At 71.4% G+C, this 17,000-nt stretch carries 17 protein-coding genes and 1 tRNA gene; 6 read left to right on the top strand and 12 right to left on the bottom strand.

Features of this window, described 5'->3' with window-relative positions; translation table 11 throughout:
- The first annotated feature begins 129 nt into the window (after positions 1-129).
- Positions 130-276: a DUF1059 domain-containing protein gene (locus AB0F89_RS25110; RefSeq protein ID WP_367128038.1), complete on the top strand. Its 147-nt coding sequence runs from the start codon at positions 130-132 to the stop codon at positions 274-276.
- Between the two features lie 199 nt (positions 277-475).
- On the opposite strand, the gene AB0F89_RS25115 is transcribed toward AB0F89_RS25110, so the two are convergent.
- The 3 genes from AB0F89_RS25115 to AB0F89_RS25125 form a co-directional block, all read right to left on the bottom strand.
- Entirely contained in the window at positions 476-1,255 is a 780-nt protein-coding gene (locus AB0F89_RS25115) for a PIG-L deacetylase family protein (RefSeq protein WP_367128039.1), read from the bottom strand.
- A 96-nt stretch (positions 1,256-1,351) separates the two neighbouring features.
- The gene (locus tag AB0F89_RS25120; protein ID WP_367128040.1) at positions 1,352-2,515 is read right to left on the bottom strand and encodes an endo-1,4-beta-xylanase; all 1,164 of its coding nucleotides are present in this window, start codon (positions 2,513-2,515) and stop codon (positions 1,352-1,354) included.
- 196 nt (positions 2,516-2,711) lie between these two features.
- Positions 2,712-3,659, bottom strand: coding sequence for a helix-turn-helix transcriptional regulator (locus AB0F89_RS25125; RefSeq protein WP_367128041.1), 948 nt, complete (start codon positions 3,657-3,659; stop codon positions 2,712-2,714).
- 60 nt (positions 3,660-3,719) lie between these two features.
- Here AB0F89_RS25125 and AB0F89_RS25130 point away from each other — a divergent pair, with 60 nt between their 5' ends.
- From AB0F89_RS25130 to AB0F89_RS25145, 4 genes are all read left to right on the top strand, one after another.
- Positions 3,720-4,859 carry an epoxide hydrolase family protein gene (locus AB0F89_RS25130; protein WP_367128042.1) on the top strand — a complete coding sequence of 380 codons (1,140 nt, stop codon included), beginning with the start codon at positions 3,720-3,722 and terminating at the stop codon, positions 4,857-4,859.
- A gap of 60 nt (positions 4,860-4,919) precedes the next feature.
- Complete coding sequence (locus AB0F89_RS25135; RefSeq protein ID WP_367128043.1) at positions 4,920-5,762, top strand: phosphotransferase; 843 nt, start codon at positions 4,920-4,922, stop codon at positions 5,760-5,762.
- A gap of 100 nt (positions 5,763-5,862) precedes the next feature.
- Positions 5,863-6,621: an alpha/beta hydrolase gene (locus AB0F89_RS25140; RefSeq protein ID WP_367128044.1), complete on the top strand. Its 759-nt coding sequence runs from the start codon at positions 5,863-5,865 to the stop codon at positions 6,619-6,621.
- A 338-nt stretch (positions 6,622-6,959) separates the two neighbouring features.
- Positions 6,960-7,622 (top strand): lytic polysaccharide monooxygenase, encoded by a 663-nt coding sequence (locus AB0F89_RS25145; RefSeq protein ID WP_367128045.1) that lies wholly within the window; start codon positions 6,960-6,962, stop codon positions 7,620-7,622.
- 68 nt (positions 7,623-7,690) lie between these two features.
- Here AB0F89_RS25145 and AB0F89_RS25150 read toward each other — a convergent pair whose 3' ends face one another.
- The 4 genes from AB0F89_RS25150 to AB0F89_RS25165 all read right to left on the bottom strand — a co-directional run bounded on the left by AB0F89_RS25150 (position 7,691) and on the right by AB0F89_RS25165 (position 11,106).
- Positions 7,691-8,671, bottom strand: a complete 981-nt coding sequence (locus AB0F89_RS25150; RefSeq protein WP_367128046.1) for a polysaccharide lyase family 1 protein — start codon at positions 8,669-8,671, stop codon at positions 7,691-7,693.
- Positions 8,672-8,687: 16 nt separating this feature from the next.
- Positions 8,688-9,677, bottom strand: a complete 990-nt coding sequence (locus AB0F89_RS25155) for a polysaccharide lyase family 1 protein (RefSeq protein ID WP_367128047.1) — start codon at positions 9,675-9,677, stop codon at positions 8,688-8,690.
- A 16-nt stretch (positions 9,678-9,693) separates the two neighbouring features.
- The gene (locus AB0F89_RS25160) at positions 9,694-10,725 is read right to left on the bottom strand and encodes a polysaccharide lyase family 1 protein (protein ID WP_367128048.1); all 1,032 of its coding nucleotides are present in this window, start codon (positions 10,723-10,725) and stop codon (positions 9,694-9,696) included.
- Between the two features lie 307 nt (positions 10,726-11,032).
- Positions 11,033-11,106: transfer RNA gene (locus AB0F89_RS25165), tRNA-Arg, on the bottom strand.
- A 366-nt stretch (positions 11,107-11,472) separates the two neighbouring features.
- Between AB0F89_RS25165 and AB0F89_RS25170 the strand changes: the two genes are divergently transcribed.
- Positions 11,473-12,093 (top strand): cysteine hydrolase family protein, encoded by a 621-nt coding sequence (locus AB0F89_RS25170; protein ID WP_367128049.1) that lies wholly within the window; start codon positions 11,473-11,475, stop codon positions 12,091-12,093.
- Positions 12,094-12,181: 88 nt separating this feature from the next.
- Here the strand turns inward: AB0F89_RS25170 and AB0F89_RS25175 are convergent, their stop codons facing one another.
- From AB0F89_RS25175 to AB0F89_RS25195, 5 genes are all read right to left on the bottom strand, one after another.
- Positions 12,182-13,168 carry a hypothetical protein gene (locus tag AB0F89_RS25175; protein WP_367128050.1) on the bottom strand — a complete coding sequence of 329 codons (987 nt, stop codon included), beginning with the start codon at positions 13,166-13,168 and terminating at the stop codon, positions 12,182-12,184.
- Positions 13,169-13,324: 156 nt separating this feature from the next.
- Positions 13,325-14,344 carry a response regulator transcription factor gene (locus tag AB0F89_RS25180; protein ID WP_367128051.1) on the bottom strand — a complete coding sequence of 340 codons (1,020 nt, stop codon included), beginning with the start codon at positions 14,342-14,344 and terminating at the stop codon, positions 13,325-13,327.
- 160 nt (positions 14,345-14,504) lie between these two features.
- Positions 14,505-15,443, bottom strand: coding sequence for an alpha/beta hydrolase fold domain-containing protein (locus AB0F89_RS25185; RefSeq protein WP_367128052.1), 939 nt, complete (start codon positions 15,441-15,443; stop codon positions 14,505-14,507).
- A gap of 82 nt (positions 15,444-15,525) precedes the next feature.
- Positions 15,526-16,149 carry a class I SAM-dependent methyltransferase gene (locus tag AB0F89_RS25190; RefSeq protein WP_367128053.1) on the bottom strand — a complete coding sequence of 208 codons (624 nt, stop codon included), beginning with the start codon at positions 16,147-16,149 and terminating at the stop codon, positions 15,526-15,528.
- A 178-nt stretch (positions 16,150-16,327) separates the two neighbouring features.
- Entirely contained in the window at positions 16,328-16,717 is a 390-nt protein-coding gene (locus tag AB0F89_RS25195) for a hypothetical protein (RefSeq protein WP_367128054.1), read from the bottom strand.
- Between the last annotated feature and the right edge of the window lie 283 nt (positions 16,718-17,000).

The following is a 17,000-nucleotide window of genomic DNA, read 5'->3' on the forward strand; positions in this document are numbered from 1 at the left end:
TCGGCCGGGCCGGCCCCGCGGCAACGACGCCGCGGGGCCGGCCCCGTCGTCCCACCGAACTCCTCCGGACCGCGCCGCCCCCGCTTTTCAGTACAGTCGACGGGGAGAGATCACCAGCGGAGGATTGCGATGAAGCGGAACATCACCTGCCCCTGCGGCGAGCACATCACCGGTCAGGACGAGGACGACCTGGTGACGAAGACCCAGCAGCACCTCAAGGAGAACCACCCGGGTCACGACTACTCGCGCGACGAGATCCTGTTCCTGGCCTACTGAGGCCGGTCGCCGCCTGAGCGCGGCGGGGGAGCTGAGGGGTCGGCGCGGCGGTCGCCTCTCGGCGAATGGCTCGACGCGGCTCCAGCCTGACGGTATTCCGCGACGGCGCTGGGTGAGGCCCGGGGACACGGACCGCACCGACCGAAGCTTCCAACGGTCCGGACGCGTCAGGTGTTCCCGCTGCGCAGTGGTCTGCGTCTCACCCTTCCGTGCGGCGACGGTGGACCTGAGCGCACCGCGGCCGGGCCTCCACGAACCACTCGCAGCCCAGGACCAGCGCGAACACCGGCGCGGGCAGGCCGACCAGCAACCGGAAGACGGGGGAGAGCCTGCCACGTCCGTGCACCTGCGAGCGGTGGGCCGCCAGCGCGGCCTGCTTCCGGCGGGCGAAGCGCCGCACGACCACCCGGTGGGTGATGGCCGAGGCGGGGCTGAAGGCCGCGCGCAGGGTGTCGACGTCGTAGCGGAACGGGATGCGCAGCGCCCGGACCAGGCGGGCCAGGCGCTCGACCGCGTGGCGGGGCATCGTCGCCTCCAGCACCCGGACCCCGGTCAGCTCGGCGGCCCGCGCGCCCACCTCGTGCACCTTCACGTGGTCCTGGTGGCCGTAGCCGCCGTTGGCGTCGTAGCTGAGCAGCAGGTCGGCGTTCTCCTCGCGCAGGATCGCGGCCAGCCGACCGGCCGCCTCGTCGGTGTCGGCGCGGGCGAACCGCCGCCGGCCCGGCGGGTCCGGGTACAGCACCGGCCCGTGGCCGCTGTCCGCGTAACCCAGGTGCTCGACCCGGTGCACGCCGAGCACGGCCGCGCTCTCCCGCAGCTCGGCCAACCGGTCCGGTTCGGACGAGGACGCGACGCCCATGGCGTCGGTCGCCACCACGACCACCACCCGGTGGCCCTCGGCGGCGGCGCGGGCGAGCGTGCCGCCGGTCAGCAGCACCTCGTCGTCGGGGTGGGCGTGGAAGGCCACGAGGGTCGCCATCGGCCCATCATGGCGAATGGAGGTCGGCCCCCGCCCGGATGTTCATCCGAACGGGGGCCGACGGCTCGTGGTGACGCGACCGGTGGCGCGCCGGTGCTACTTGGCGCAGGCCGGCAGGTGCGGGTGGCGCTCGCCGCGCGCGACCGACGCCTTGGCCAGCGTGCACCGCATGGCGTCGTAGGCGGGCTTGCGGGTGAAGTCGTCCCACATCACGGTCGCCGCGCCCTCGCCCTCGAAGAAGACCGGCACCCAGGAGTACTTGTCGGTGAAGCCCCAGATCGTGAAGGAGTCGCAGCCCTCGACGTTGAGGCACGCGGTCAGCGTCCGGTTGTAGTAGTCGGCCTGCTTGGCCAGCATCTCGGCGGTCGGCACGCCGTCCGCCGGCAGGTCCATCCGCACGTCCAGCTCGGTGATGGCGGTGCCCAGGCCCAGGTCGGCGAACCGCTCCAGGTTCGTCTGCAGGTCACCGGGGAAGCCGTACCGGGTGCTGAGGTGCGACTGCGCGGAGAAGCCGTCGACCGGCACGCCCTGCGCCAGCAGGTCCTTGATCAGCGCGTAGTAGGCGTTGCTCTTGGCGTTGACGCCCTCGACGTTGTAGTCGTTGAAGTACAGCTGCGCCTTGGGGTCGGCCTGGTGCGCCCAGCGGAACGCGTCGGCGATGATGCCGGGGCCGAGCTCGCGGATCCAGATGTTGTCGGTGGTGCGCAGGTTGCCCGAGTCGTCGAAGATCTCGTTGGCCACGTCCCACTGCTGGATCTTGCCCTTGTAGCGGCCGACCACGGTCCTGATGTGGTCGCGCAGGATCTTGCGCAGCTCGTCGGGCGTGAACTCGCCCTGCTCCAGCCACGCCGGGTTCTGGCTGTGCCACAGCAGGGTGTGCCCGCGGACCACCTGGCGGTTGCGCTGGGCGAACTTCACGATGGCGTCGGCCATCCCGAAGTTGTAGCGGCCCTGCTCCGGGTGGATGTACTCCCACTTCATCTGGTTCTCGGCCGAGACCGAGCTGAACTCCTTGGCCAGCACCTCGCGGTACTCGAGGTCCTTGGTGAACGGGTCGGGGTAGGGCTGCGACTCGTGGTGACCGCCACCGGCTGCGGCGGTGCCGATGTAGAACCCCTTGGGCGCCACCCAGCGCAGGGTGTCCTTCTTCGCGTGGCCGGGTGACAGGTCGCCGGCGGGGGCGGCCGAGGCGACCGGGGCCAGCGGCGTGGTCAGCGCCATCGCGGCGAGCGCGGCGGTGACGAGGCGGATCGGCTTCATTGCGGTTCTTCGCTTTCTCGGACGACTGCGACGGCGGCGTTCGAAAGTTTCGTCTTAGATCCGGCAATTTTCGAGATGCCGGACCCTAAGTCGCCCGCCGGGCCAACGTCAAGACTTCGTCAAGCCACCGCCCGATCGGACGGTCCGCGCAGGTGGGCCGGCTCGCCGATGCCCCGCTCCCGCCGGGAACCGGTGGTCAGGCGCGGGCGTAGCGCTCCGCGAGGGTGCGCAGCAGTGGTCTGAGCTCGCCGGGCGACTCGACGGTGAAGTCCATGCCCAGCATGCCGATGTAGGCGGCGATCGTGTCCAGCGAGTCGGCGCCGGTGACGAGGACCGAGGTGGTGTCGGTGACCGTCTCGACCACGCCGACGCCCGGGTGGATCCGGTCGAGGACGGCCTGGGCCGGCGCGTCGACCCGCAGGCGCGCGTGCACCTGCCAGCCGGTGAACGCGACACGGCGCATGGTGAAGCTCGTGTAGTCCTCGTCGGGGAGGGCGGTGGGGGCGAACCGGCGGTGGGTGCGCATGCGTGGCGTGATCCAGTCCGCCCGGTAGGCGTCCCACTCGCCGCTGGACGGGTCGCGGGCCACGAGGTACCAGCGCCGCTTCCAGGCGAGCAGGCGGTAGGGCTCGACGAGCAGCGAGGCGTCGCGGTAGTCGAAGCGGAACCACTCCACGTCGTGGATCGCGGTCGCGATGGTGCGCAGCACGGCGGGGTCGACCTCGGGGTCCGGGGCGTCGGTGTCGGTGTTCTCCGGCGCGTGGTCGACCACCGAGGCCAGCGCCTCCACCGTCGGCCGCAGGCGTGGCGGCAGGACCTGTTCGAGCTTGGCCAGCGCACGGGCGCTGGAGGTCTCCAGCCCGGCGATCCCGCGGCCGGCGCGCAACCCGATCGCCACGGCCACCGCCTCCTCGTCGTCCAGGAGCAGCGGGGGGAGCTTGCCGCCCGCTCCGAGCCGGTAGCCGCCCGTCGCGCCGCGGGTGGCCTCGACGGGGTAGTCGAGCGTGCGGAGGCGTTCCACGTCGTTGCGGATGGTGCGGCTCGTGACGCCCAGCCGCTCGGCGAGTTCGGCGCCGCTCCACGACGGGCGCGACTGGAACAGCGCCAGGAGCGCGAGGAGCCGCGCCGATGTGTTCGCGGCCACTGCGACGACCTCCCCCTTATAGGAACGAACCTTTCCTATAGGCACTCTAACGTCTGTGCCATGACGAACACGGAGATCCGCCCCTTCCGCATCGAGGTCGCGCAGGCCGAGCTGGACGACCTGACCGGTCGCCTCGACCGCACCCGCCTGCCGCAGCCGGCGCCGGGCGACACCTGGGAGCACGGCACCCCCAACCACTACCTGCGCGAGGCCGTGGCGGCGTGGCGGGCGTTCGACTGGCGGGCCGCCGAGGAGCGCATCAACGCCCACGCGCACTTCGTCACCGAGATCGAGAACCAGCCGATCCACTTCATCCACGTCGAATCACCGCACGAGGGCGCGACGCCGCTGCTGCTCGCGCACACCTACCCCGGCTCGTCGGTCGACTACCTCGACGTGATCGGCAGGCTCACCGACCCCGTCGCCCACGGCGGGCGCGCCGAGGACGCGTTCCACGTCGTCGTGCCGGACGCGCCCGGCTTCGGCTTCTCGAACCCGGTCACCGAACCGGGCTGGACCACCGCCCGCGTGGCCCGCGCGTACGACACCCTCATGCGCAGGCTCGGCTACCAGCGCTACGGCGTGCACGGCTCCGACCACGGCGCGATGGTCGCCCGCGAACTCGGCATCCTCGCCCCCGAGGGTTTCCTGGGGTTGCACGTGCTGCAGCTGTTCTCCTTCCCGTCGGGCGACCCCGCCGAGTTCGAACGACTCGAACCGCAGGATTACGCCGGCCTGGAGCACATGCGGTGGTTCCAGAAGGTCGGCGGCTACAACACCATGAACGCCAGCAGGCCGCAGACGGTCGCGGCCGGGCTCAGCGACTCGCCGATCGGGATGCTCGCCTACAGCGAGTTGTTCAACTCCTTCGGCAACGGCACGTCCCTGGTGCCGCTGGAGACCATCCTCACCGAGGTGTCCGTCAACTGGTTCGCCAACGCCGCCGCGGGCATGGCCCGTTCCTACTTCGACAACGCGGCCGCCCCCGCCACCGAGCCCGCCCCGGTGAACGCCGCCCCGACCGGCGTGGCCGTGTTCGCCGACGACTTCCAGACCATCAAGGTGTTCGCGGAACGGGACAACTCCAACATCGTGCACTGGAGCCGTTTCGAGAAGGGCGGCCACTTCGCCGCCCTCGAGGTCCCGGAGGTCGTGGTGGACGACATCCGGGCGTTCTTCACCGCATCGGGAGGGTCGTGAACGTCCGCGTCTGCCGACGGGCGGGTACGTGCGAGGATTCCGGTTGTGGAGGCGGGGGTCGTGTCGCGTGCGAGGGCTGCGGCGGTGGCGCTGGCCGGTGAGCTGGGCCTGCGGGTCGACGAGGCGGTGGTGCTGCAGGATTCGAACCTGCTCGCCCTGCGCCTGGCGCCGTGTGGTGTCTTCGCCCGGGTGGCACGGGCGGGGCGGGAGGTGGCCGCGTTCGAGGTCGAGCTGGCCGGGCGGCTCGCCGCGGCCGGGAGTCCCGTCGCGGCGCTGGAGCCCCGGGTCGAGCCGCGGGTCTACGAGCGCGACGGTTTCGCCGTGACCCTGTGGACCTACTACGACGTCGTGGCCCCCGGCCCGGACTACCCGGGCGCCTACGCCGACGCGCTCCGGCGCCTGCACGCCGGCATGCGCGACGTCGCGATCGCGAGCCCCCACTTCCTGGACCGGGTCGCGCAGGCCGAAGCCCTGGTCGCACACCGGGAACAGACCCCCGCGCTCGCCGAGGCCGACCGGCGCCTCCTCCTCGACACGCTGCGCGACGCTCGGGAACGGATCCTCGGCCGCGGCGCCGTCGAGCAGTTGCTGCACGGCGAACCGCACCCCGGCAACCTCCTCGGCACCCGTGAAGGTTTGCTGTTCATCGACTTCGAGACGTGTTGCCGAGGACCCGTCGAATTCGACGTGGCCCACGCACCGGAAGACGTCGGCGCGCGGTACCCGGGCCTGGACCAGGTCCTGCTCGCGGAATGCCGTCGGCTGGTGCTCGCGCTGGTCGCCGCCTGGCGCTGGGACGTCCGCGACGAATTCCCGGACGGGCACGGGCACGGCCGCGACATCCTGTCCCTGCTCCGCGAAGGCCCGCCCTGGCCCGCGCTCGGCGCTCTCGTCACCGAGTAGCGGAACGCACCCACATGCCGTTGCCGCAGAACGACCCAATGGTGTTGATCATCCGGGTAATCGGCTCGCCACGTCGGGGGGAAGCCGATTGAATGCCGCCATGCGCATCACCTCGGACACCGTTGATGGCGCCATCCGCGAACAGCTCTTCACCATCGGGGAGATCCCCGGCGTGCTCTGGACACCCGCCGCGGCCTCCGGCCCCCGCCCGCTGGTCCTGATCGGGCACGGCGGCGGACAGCACAAGAAGGGAGGGGAAGTCGTCTCCCGGGCCTTCCCCTACGTCACTTCCTGCGGCTTCGCGGTCGCCGCGATCGACGCGCCGGGCACCGGCGACAGGCCCGAGCACCCGGAGATCCGGCGACTCGTCGCCACCATCCAGGAACGAGAGGCCGCGGGCGAGCCCTTCGGCCCGGAGTGGCCCGCTCTGAACGAGACCGTGGCGTCACAGCTCGTGCCCGACTGGCGGACCACCCTCGACGCGCTCCGCGAACTGGACTGCGTCGGCGACAGCGGGCCCGTCGGGTACTACGGCCTGTCCCAGGCCGGCGAGATGGGCATCCGCCTCGTCGCGGCCGAACCCCGGATCACGGCCGCGGTCCTCGGCCTCGTCGGGAGCGACTGGCTCACCCGCATCGCGGCGCGGATCACGATCCCGGTCGAGTTCGTGCTGCAGTGGGACGACGAGGGCAATCCACGGGACTCCGTCATGAAGCTGTTCGACGCCCTAGGCTCGGCCGAGAAGACCCTGCACGCCAACCCCGGCAGCCACTTCCGGGTTCCGTCTTTCGAGATCGACAGTTCGATCCGGTTCTTCACCCGACACCTGGGTGTCCCCGGCACCGCGAACAGCTCCTGACACCGACCCGGTGTCCGATCGGTGAGCGCGCCACGCGCGTGAATTGTCAGCCATTCATCGAGCCGTGATCGGCTATTCGGAGTAACGGCACCGCCGGGTTCGGGCGCGTTCCGGCCCGACGACCCTGTGCCGGATTGGTGTCCGACGCTCGCGGGCACGGGATTAGCCGGGTGCTCGCGTCGAATTGCGGTCGAATGCGCGTCGAATGCAAGTCGTTGTCCGCCAACCCTTCCCCTTTCCGCGCACAGCTGGTTACAGTGCGATTTGGGAGCGCTCCCAGCTTATCCATGGTCATCTGCCAAACATGGTCATCCTCAACGAGGAGGAGAGTGGCGCTCATGTCCATCCCTGCGAACAAAAGCCTGCTCGCCAGGTTCTTCGCGACGATAGCGATCGTCGGCGGACTCATGGCGAGCCTGCTGACCGGCATCGCCTCCGCACATGGGTCGACCGTCGACCCGCCGTCGCGGAACTACGGCTGCTGGCAGCGCTGGGGCAGTGATTTCCAGAACCCGACGATGGCCCAGCAGGACCCGATGTGCTGGCAGGCGTGGCAGGCCGACACCACCGCGATGTGGAACTGGAACGGCCTGTACCGCGAAGGCGTCGCGGGCAACCACCAGGGCGCCATCCCGAACGGCCAGCTGTGCAGCGGCGGCCGGACCGGTGGCATGCGGTACGCGGCCCTGGACAACCCGGGCCAGTGGAAGGCCGTCACCAAGCCGCGGCAGTTCACCCTCGACATCTGGGACCAGGCCAGGCACGGCGCGGACTACCTGCGGGTGTACGTGACCAAGCAGGGCTTCAACGCCACGACCACGGCGTTGGGCTGGAACCACCTCGACCTGGTCGCGACCACCGGCCGCTACGCGCCGTCCGACCACTACCGGGTCGCGGTGAACGCGGGCAGCCGCACCGGCCGCCACGTCGTCTACGCGATCTGGCAGGCCAGTCACTCCGACCAGTCGTACTACTTCTGCAGCGACGTCATCTTCCAGTAGGCCGATGACGCGAAACCCGGCTCCCAGTCCTCCGGGAGCCGGGTTTCGCGTTGTCACCCGAGCCCGTCCTACACCCGGCCGACGCCCGCGCCGGCGGTGACGATCCTCGGCACGGAGGCCGGGGCGTCCACGGTGTAGCTGTAGTACGTGCGCGGTTCCACGACGGCGCCGAGCGTTTCCGGCGCGCCGGAACCCGCGTAGATGTTGTTGCGCTCCACCACCCGCCCAGGGCCGCTCTTGTCGTAGCCGGACAGGATCGGGTGGGCGACGTTCTCGAAGTAGTTGCCCTCGACCACCACCCCGGCGTCCATGGTGGAGGCGACGCCGTAGAGCGAGTTGCCCCGGTAGTAGTTGTTGTACACGTGCACCGGCTCGCCGAACCGCACGCGCGGGTGCCGCTGGTCGGTGCCGTCGAAGAAGTTGTGGTGGTAGGTGACGCGCAGCTTGCCCTTGTCGCTGGTGTAGCTGTCCGAGTGGCCGAGCAGGGCCGACTTGCTGTGGTCGTGGAAGTGGTTCCACGACACCGTCACGTAGTCGGAGTTGCGCTTGACGTCCAGCAGGCCGTCGTAGCCGTTGGACAGGTCGCAGTGGTCGATCCACACGTGGTGCGCGGAGTTGGTGACGCTGATCGAGTCGTCCGAGGCGTTGGTGAACCGCAGGTTGCGGATGATCACGTTGTTGCCCGGCCGGGTGGTCGACCCCAGCTGCAGCCCGCCGCCGGTGATCTCGGCGGTCGACCCGATCCCGGTGATCGTCTTGTTCGCGACCACGGTCAACATGTCGTCGCCGACCTCGATCCGACCCGACACCGAGATGACGTACGGCTCCTTGCGGCCCACGTAGTCGGCGAGGGCGGCGGCCGTGGTGACGGTGACCGCCTGGCCGCCCGCGCCGCCGGTGGTGCCGTTCTGGCCCAGGGCGTTCACCCCGGCGAACCCGTCCGCGACGTTGAGCGCGGCGGCCGATCCCCACGCGGCGCGCGGCACGGCGGCGGTGACCGCGGCGAGCGCCGTGCCGGCGAGCAGGCTGCGGCGGTTGAGGGGGCTCATGCGATGTCCTCCAGGCTCAGATCCGACCGACGCCGACACCGGCCGGCACGGTGCTGGGCAGGGTCGACGGGTTGTCGGGGGTGTAGGCGTAGTAGGTGCGCGGCTCCACGACCGTGCCGAGCGTCTGCGGCGTGCCCGAGTTGACGAAGACATTGTCGCGCTGCACCACCCGCCCCGGGCCGCTCTCGTCGTAACCGGAGTAGATGGGGTGCGGCACGTTCTCGAAGTAGTTCGCCTCGACCAGCACGCCCGCGTTCTCGGTGGACGCGACGCCGTAGAGCCGGTTGTCGCGGAAGTAGTTGTTGTAGACGTGGATCGGCTCGCCGAACCGCACCCGCGGGTGCCGCTGCTCGGTGGCGTTGAAGTAGTTGTGGTGGAACGTGGTGCGCAGCTTGCCGGTGTCCGGGCCCGAGTTGGAGTCGGAGTGGCCGAGCAGCGCGGTCTTGCTGTGGTCGTGGAAGTGGTTCCACGAGACCGTGATGAAGTCCGCGCCCCGGACGATGTCGATCAGCCCGTCCGCGCCGCCGCTGAGGTCGCAGTGGTCGATCCAGATGTGGTGCGAGGACTGCTGGATGCTGATCGCGTCGTCGTCCGCGCCGGTGAACCGGAGGTTGCGGATGATCACGTTCTGCCTGCGGTACATGTCCAGCCCGCCACCGCGGATCTCCGCGCCGGGCAGGCCGATGACGGTCTTGTTGGAGCGCAGGGCCTGCTTGCTGCTGAACGTCATGATCCCGTCGACCTGGATCACGTAGGGCTCGTTGCGGTCGCAGTAGTCCAGGAACGTCTCGGTGTCGCGCACCGTGACCACGGGCCCGCCCGCGCCGCCGGTGGTGCCGTTCTGGCCCAGCGTGTTCGTGCCGGCGAACCCGTCCGCGATCTGGAACGGCGCCGCCCACACCGGGTTCGTGGTGACCGGGCTGCTCGACGCGGCCCGCGCGGTGACGGCGGTCAGCGCCGTCGCGGCGGCGCCCGCGAGCAGGCTGCGCCTGGTGATGTCGCTCATTGTCCGGGTGCTCCTGTCAGATCCGACCGGTGCCCGCGCCGGCGGGCACCACCGTGGGCACGTCGGCGGCGCGGTTGAGGGAGTAGGCGTAGTAGGTGCGGGGCTCGACCACGGAGCCGCGCACTTCGACCTCGTGGTTGCAGTCCACGAGGATGTTGTCGCGGGCCACCATCCGGCCCAGGTCGCCGCTGAAGTCGACCCGGCCCGGGTTGTTCACGCTGAAGAAGTAGTTGCCCTCCAGCACCACGCCCGCGTTCATCGCCGAGGCGACGCCGTAGCTGTTGTCGCGGTAGTAGTTGTTGTAGACGTGCACCGACTCGCCGAAGCGGACGCGCGGGTTGCGCTGGTCGGAGCCGTCGAAGTAGTTGTGGTGGTAGGTGACCCGCAGCCGGCCGATGTCCTGCGCGCCGTTGTCGTCGTCGTGGCCGAGCAGCAGCGTCTTGTCGTGGTCGTGGAACCTGTTCCACGAGACGGTGACGAAGTCGCTGCCCCGCTTGATGTCGATCGCGCCGTCGTCGCCGTTGGAGAAGTCGTTGTGGTCGATCCAGATGTGGTGGCTGAACATCTGCACGTTGATCAGGTCGTCCGTGGCCCCGGACAGCGCCAGGTTGCGGATGATGATGTTGTGCACCGCGTTCGCCGGCGGGCTGGTGACGTCGTCGTCGACCGGCAGGCCGATGTTGAGGCCGCCGCCGACCAGCCGCGCGTCCGGGCCCAGGCCGATGATCGTCTTGTCCGAGGCGACGGGGTGCATGCCGTCGGAGTTGCCGGTGGGCAGCGTGATCGTGCCCCGGACCTGCACGACCAGCGGTTGCGGCCGGGCGATGTAGTCCAGGAACTGGGCGGTCGTCGTGGCGGTCACCACGGCGCCGCCCGCGCCGCCGGTGGTGCCGTTCTGACCGAGTGCGTTGACCGAGGCGAACCCGTCCGCGGTGGTCGCGGCCAGCGCCGGCGTGGCGCCGGGCACCGCGACCGCGGTCGTGGCCAGCGCGACGGCGGCCACGGCGACCTTCAGCAGGGCGCGCCTGTTCCCGACAGGTGTGGGCATGGTAATTCCTCTCCCGCATGAGGGGGTGAGTGCAGGTTTTTCGGGAAAGCGCTCTCTGATCGCACCGTAGCGCATGTCACCGACGTGTCAACGGCTCGTCGCGGGCCCGGTTCGAGGTTCACATATGTGGCCGGAGGAATGCTCTCGACGGTTCACATATGTGTCGCGCGAGGGCCATTCCGACTGACCGGGAATGTGCCCCGCGGCTATTCCCGCCCGACCGCGCCGGGCGTTGCTGGTCTGGAACCACCGACCGCGCCCCGCCCGGTTCGTCCGGGCGAGCCGCGGTGGCCTCGGGTTCCAGCAGTGCCTCCACCAGGACTCGAACCTGGGACCTCGCCGTTCGTAGCGGCGCGCTCCGTCCTGCTGAGCTATGGAGGCCGGTATTTCACGGGTGCGGCACGTCGAATGGTCGTTCGACTCGCTTTCCCGGGTCGTGCGCAAAGAGAAAGCCGCCCTGGTCGGTTACCCGACGGGCGGCTCCCCGGTCCGAACCCTCAACAGGTCACGGTGGGGAGCAGGGGATGAGCGGGCGGCGTCGTCGCGCGTTGTCCATGACCCCTCCTCTGCTCGGTGTGCGCTCATCATGCCCAGCGGTCGCCTGTCCGGGCAAATGATTTACCGGCCATTCCAGGGGTTCGGGGGGCGGGAGCCCGATCGGGAGTGAACCCGTACGCCGCATTGCGCGAGTGGGCGCGGGGACGTTGAATCGGGTCCGCGAACGCCGCTGAACACTGGGGAGACACGATGACCGAGCTGGTGCTGGACCCGAAGACGACCGCCGTGGTGCTCATCGAGTACCAGAACGACTTCACCAGCGCGGGCGGTGCGCTGCACGACGCGGTCAGGGACGTCATGGACACCACCGGGATGCTGCCGAAGACGGTCGCGCTGGTCGAGGCGGCGCGGGCGGCCGGGGTGACGGTCATGCACGCGCCCATCACGTTCGTCGAGGGCTACAACGAAATTTCCTCCCACCCCTACGGCATCCTGAAGGGCGTCGTGGACGGCAAGGCGTTCGTCAAGGGCAGCTGGGGCGCGGCGATCGTGGACGACCTCGCGCCCAAGGGCGACGACATCGTGGTCGAGGGCAAGCGCGGGCTGGACACGTTCGCCAGCACGAACCTCGACTTCATCCTGCGCAGCAAGGGCATCACCACCATCGTGCTCGGCGGGTTCCTCACCAACTGCTGCGTCGAGTCGACCATGCGCACCGGCTACGAGAACGGGTACAAGGTCGTCACGCTGACCGACTGCGTCGCCGCCACCTCGCAGGAGGAGCACGACAACGCGCTGCGCTTCGACTTCCCGATGTTCTCGGTCCCGGTCACCGCCGACGACGTGATCGCCGCCCTGTCGGCGGCCTAGCGGTCCGACTCGATCACCGCGGTCCGACCCGATCACCGCCGCGTGGACCACGCCTTCGCGGCGGTGACCGGGCCGTCGCCGATGTCGGTCAGGGCCGCACCAGCGACCGCGCCATCTCGCGGAACGCCGGCAGCTGGTCCGGGTGCGCCGCGGGGTCGAAGTCGCCGGCGACGACGAAGTAGCCGTCGTCGTCGAACACGATCGCGGTGTAGACCACCGCGCCCGAGTCGCCCTCGCCGGTCAGCTCCCAGCCGGGCAGCCCGGCGATCGCCACCTCGGTGGCCGCCCCCACCGACGGCTTCGCGGGCAGCGCCTCGAACCGCGCGACGGCGAACGACCGCCGCTGGTCCTCGGCGACCGGGGCCTGCCCGAGCGACTGCGCGGCGAGCAGCTTCGGCACGCCCGGACCAGCCTCGCCGCCGAGCGTGAACAGGACCGAGTCGCCGGGCGCGTCCCGGCGCTGGTAGCCCTCGGCCGGCGTGAGGTCGGGGCGGCGGTCGTCCACGACGGCCTCGCCGTTCCACCGGGCGCCGGACAGCACCTCCAGCAGCTCGTCGGCGGTCACCGAGCTGTCCTCTTCGAGGGTGCCGGTCACCATCACCACGCTGTCGTCCGCGGCCAGCGCGGCGATCGCCTTGGTGTAGGTGCTGCCGGAGACGCGCTGGACGCCGGACGTCAGGATGGCCGGGCGGTCGGCGATCGTCAGGTGCCGCACCTCGCCCATCTCCATCCCGCGGTCGGCGGCCTTCGACCCGCTGAACCCGCCGGCGATGTCCTCCAGGGCGACCTTCGGGTCCCGGCCCCCCATGGGGAGGTCCATCACCACGACCGAGTTGCGGGTGCCCGGTTGACCCAACCCCGGCAGGTCCTCGTTGACCGCCATGCCCTCCGGCACGCGCAGGGACAGCTGCGTGCGCGGGATGGCGACGAAGTCGCCCAGGGCGACGGGCGCGGCCGACACCGCGCTGGACGTCGTGGACGGCGGCGGGCTCGCCGGCGACGCCCCGCCGCACCCGGCCAGGAGCACGACGCCGGCCAGCGCGACGGCGGTGGGCAGCACTCTTCGTGACGACACTTCCGGAGATCCCCCCACGGTGACGACCGGTTCGGACGACCGGTTCAGCGGGCGCGAACGCTACCCGCGGCCGGTCGGCTCGCGGAAATCCGAAACTCCAGGTCAACGCGTGGTCACCGGCCGGACAGGGCCGTCGGCGGCCCGTTCACCGGCCGGTCAGCCCCAGTTCGGGTCGGCACCCCTGGTCAACCGGCCCAGCTCGCCCAGGCCCGCCGGGGAGGGGCGCAGGTAGCCCGCCCGCGCCGCGACGCCCGCCGCCTCGCCCCGGGACCGGCAGTCGAGCTTGGTGAGCAGGCGTTCCACGTACGTCTCGACCGTGCGGCGGCTGACCACCAGCGCCTCGGCGATCGCCTGGTTGCTCAGCCCGGCCACCAGGCCGGTGGCGACGTCCAGCTCACGGGCGGTCAGGGCCGGCGCGTTCTCGAACGCCGTGCAGGCGGCGATCACGCCGCTGCGCGGGCCGTCGGCGACGCGCAGCAGGCGCACCCGGTGCCAGCCGTCCCGCCCCGGCCACAGGAACGGCACCGTGCGCACGCCCAGCGCGGCGAACCGCTCGGCCAGCGCCCGCAGCTCCGGGTCGTGCGCGAGCGGCGCGGGGGAGCGGCCCGCCACCGGCGCCTGGACCGGCAGCAGCCAGCTCGCCGTCCACTCGGGACCGAACCAGGCGTCGAACCTGGGGTGGCGCAGCGGATCGACCCGGCGGGCCAGCGCGCGACCGACCTCGGCGATGAACTGCCGGGTGTCCTCGTCGAACGCCGAGCGCTCCGGCGCGTTCAGGTGCACCACCCCGACGACCTGCTCCGGGCCGAGCTTGAGTGCCGCGGACAGGCCGTCCTCGAACCCGGCGGGCCGCAGTTGCTCCTGGTAGTGCGGCGAGTCGCGGAAGTTGTGCGGCATGTCGTCCATGAGCAGCGGCACGGGGGAGTCGAACAGCTGGCCGCCCCACTTGGTCCTGGGCAGCTCGTGCGCCAGCTCCTGGCTGATGGCCCGGTTGTAGCCGTGCTCGGCCATGACCAGGAACCGCCGCGCCACCGGGTCCCACCCGGTCACCTGCACCGCGCACATCAGCGGGACGGCCAGCCGCAGCCCGGCGAAGACCTCGTCCCACTCGACGTCCGCCGCACTGCCGAGGGCGGCGCCGATCCGCATCGCCGAGGCCACCCGGATGGTGTCCATGGTGAGCCTCCTCGGGTGAACGGGTAGGCGGACCAACCTACGGCGCGTGATGTGACCCGACAACAGGGGTCACCCCGCGTGCACGACCGGTGCGCTGCGGGTCAACGGACGTGCGCCGACCGCGTGCCCCCGACGACACGCGGTCGGCGCCGGGAGGGGGTCATCGGCCCTCCAAGGCGGTGAAAGCGGCGCGCAGCGCGGCGGCGGCGCGGGCGTGGGCCTCGGCGGACACGGTGAGCTGGTCCACCAGTAGGGCGAAGAAGCCGTGGATCTGGCCGGGGTAGCGGACGAGCGTGACCGGCACGCCGTCGTCCAGCAGCCGGTGCGCGTACTCCTCGCCCTCGTCGCGCAGCGGGTCGAACTCGGCGGTCATCACCAGCGCGGGCGGCAGGCCGCCCAGGTGCTCGGCCTCCAACGGCGCCAGGTACGGGTCGGTCAGGTCCTCCGGCGACCGCGGGTACTGCTCGAAGAACCACTCCATGCTCTCGCGGCTCAGGAAGTGCCCGACGCCGAAGTCCAGGTAGGACTGGCGGTCGCCCGGCGGCGCGATGACGGGCGCGGCGAGCAGCTGGAACGCGATCGGCGGGCCGTCGTGGTCGCGCGACATCAGGCACACCACCGCGGCCAGGTTGCCGCCCGCGCTCTCGCCGCCGACGGCCAGCCGCGAGCCGTCCGCGCCGATCTCGTCGCCGTGCCCGGCCACCCACCGCACCGCCGCGTAGGCGTCCTCGGCCGCCGCCGGGTAGCGGTGCTCGGGCGCGAGCCGGTAGCCCACCGACACCACCACCGCGCCGACCGCGTTGCACAGCGCCCGGCAGGCGGCGTCGTTCTCGTCCAGCGACCCGATCACCCAGCCGCCACCGTGGAACCACACCAGCACCGGGAACGGCCCGGAACCGGACGGGGTGTACACGCGCACCGGCAGCGGCCCGCCGGGTCCGGGGATCGTCCGGTCCACCACGGCGGCGACCGGCTCGGGGTCGGGGGAGGGCCGCCACGACTCGGCGAACACCGCCCGCATCCCAGCGGCCGTCGTGGGCGCCGGGATCAGCCCGTCGACGGCGTCGATCACCGCCCTGGCCTCGGGGTGCAACGGCATCGGGCACCTCCTCCCCGCCCGGTCCCGCGCCGAACCGCCGCGGCACGGCGGCGGTGAGGCGGGAGACGTCGTCCTCGGCCCGTCACACGGCCTCCGCGATGACCACGCGCGGGCTGCCCGGCAGCGGCCGGGTCTCCAGCACCTCCCAGCCGGCGCCGGTCAGCCAGTCGTGCACCTCGCCCTCGGGGTAGACCACCGTCCCGTCGATCACCAGGTGCTCGCCCGCCAGCACCGGGTCCAGCCGCCGGGCGTCCTCGGCCAGCAGCAGGAAGTCCAGCACCAGCAGCCGCCCGCCGGGGTCGACCACCTCCCGCGCGGCCCGCATGATCGCCTGGTTCCGCTCCGGGTCGAACCGGTGGATCACGTGCTCCAGCAGCACGGCGTCGTAGTGGCCGGGCACCGGGTCGGTCAGCGGGTCGGCCTCGTGGAAGGTGATCCGGTCGGCGACCTCCGCCGGCACCGTCCCGCGCGCCACGTCGAGGAACTGCGGCGTGCCGACGAACGCGCCGGTCAGCTTCGGGTGCTTGGCCGCGGCCTCGGCCAGGAACGCGGTGGACAGCCCGCCGAGGTCCAGCACGTGCCGGTGCAGCCGGAAGTCGTAGTGCTCGGCGAGCACCGCCGCGTGCAGCGGGTCGCAGGTCCGAACGCCGTGACGTCGCCGTTGAGCCCGGTCGACCGAAACGCCCCCGATGGACGAAGCACTCACGGATCCACCGTCCTGTCAGCCGCTGGAGTGGTCGGCACAGAGTGGTCCCGGACAGGTGCCCGGCCGGTCCGTAGAAATACTGAATTACTCCTCTGGCGAAGCGGTGACCTGCTGAAAGGCAGTACTGGATGCCCGAAGTCGATCGACTTCGGGCGCTCGTCCGCGATCTACCGGGTGATCAGCGCTCGCATGCGCAGGCCCCCGGCGGGCAGCGCGCGCACCCGGCCGGGTCGGGCAGGTCCAGCGCCGGGTCGCGGTCGAGGAAGCCGAGCGGCCGGAACCGGAAACCGCTGCGGTCCACCGGCATCACCGGCCAGTCCTCGGGCCGGGGCAGGCGCGCCGGCCCGAACACTCGCCACAGCACCACGTCGGTGTCCACCAGGTCCCGGTCGCGGGCCGTCCACGCGGGCAGCCCGCCCCCGCCGGGGTGCTGGTTGGGGTACTCGCCCGCCGGGAACCGCTCGTCCTCGGCGAACCGGGTCACCCACAGGCGCCTGGCGGCGAACGCGTCCCGCCCGGCCACGCTCGAACCCGGCTGGGCCGGCAGCGTCGGCCCCGGGCTCGGCACGAGCTGGTAGGTGCGCGTTGCCCAGCCGGTTGCGACTGTCAGCGCTGCGCACCACCCACGTGCGGCCGTGCGCGGTGTCGGCGGTGCGCGCCGCGACCGACTCGCGGTCCAGCACGGTCGTGCTGGTGGTGAACGCGTTGCCGCGCGGGTTGTCCGGCCCGGTCGGCACGCCGACTCCGGTCCCGCGCCGCAGAACACCACGCCGGTCGTCTTCGCCTCCAGCTCCACCGGGACGTCCGAGGCGCCGGTGAGCGGGCCGAGCGGGTGCGCGGCATCCGTCATG

Origin of the sequence: Saccharothrix sp. HUAS TT1, from assembly GCF_040744945.1 — a bacterium.
GTDB lineage: Bacteria > Actinomycetota > Actinomycetes > Mycobacteriales > Pseudonocardiaceae > Actinosynnema.

What these genes read in the sequence shown, in the direction of transcription:
- AB0F89_RS25110 (WP_367128038.1), top strand. Translation starts at nt 130, where the DNA reads ATGAAGCGGAACATCACCTGCCCCTGCGGCGAGCACATCACCGGTCAG.
- AB0F89_RS25115 (WP_367128039.1), bottom strand. Translation starts at nt 1,255, where the DNA reads ATGGCGACCCTCGTGGCCTTCCACGCCCACCCCGACGACGAGGTGCTG.
- AB0F89_RS25120 (WP_367128040.1), bottom strand. Translation starts at nt 2,515, where the DNA reads ATGAAGCCGATCCGCCTCGTCACCGCCGCGCTCGCCGCGATGGCGCTG.
- AB0F89_RS25130 (WP_367128042.1), top strand. Translation starts at nt 3,720, where the DNA reads ATGACGAACACGGAGATCCGCCCCTTCCGCATCGAGGTCGCGCAGGCC.
- AB0F89_RS25140 (WP_367128044.1), top strand. Translation starts at nt 5,863, where the DNA reads ATGCGCATCACCTCGGACACCGTTGATGGCGCCATCCGCGAACAGCTC.
- AB0F89_RS25145 (WP_367128045.1), top strand. Translation starts at nt 6,960, where the DNA reads ATGTCCATCCCTGCGAACAAAAGCCTGCTCGCCAGGTTCTTCGCGACG.
- AB0F89_RS25150 (WP_367128046.1), bottom strand. Translation starts at nt 8,671, where the DNA reads ATGAGCCCCCTCAACCGCCGCAGCCTGCTCGCCGGCACGGCGCTCGCC.
- AB0F89_RS25155 (WP_367128047.1), bottom strand. Translation starts at nt 9,677, where the DNA reads ATGAGCGACATCACCAGGCGCAGCCTGCTCGCGGGCGCCGCCGCGACG.
- AB0F89_RS25160 (WP_367128048.1), bottom strand. Translation starts at nt 10,725, where the DNA reads ATGCCCACACCTGTCGGGAACAGGCGCGCCCTGCTGAAGGTCGCCGTG.
- AB0F89_RS25170 (WP_367128049.1), top strand. Translation starts at nt 11,473, where the DNA reads ATGACCGAGCTGGTGCTGGACCCGAAGACGACCGCCGTGGTGCTCATC.
- AB0F89_RS25180 (WP_367128051.1), bottom strand. Translation starts at nt 14,344, where the DNA reads ATGGACACCATCCGGGTGGCCTCGGCGATGCGGATCGGCGCCGCCCTC.
- AB0F89_RS25185 (WP_367128052.1), bottom strand. Translation starts at nt 15,443, where the DNA reads ATGCCGTTGCACCCCGAGGCCAGGGCGGTGATCGACGCCGTCGACGGG.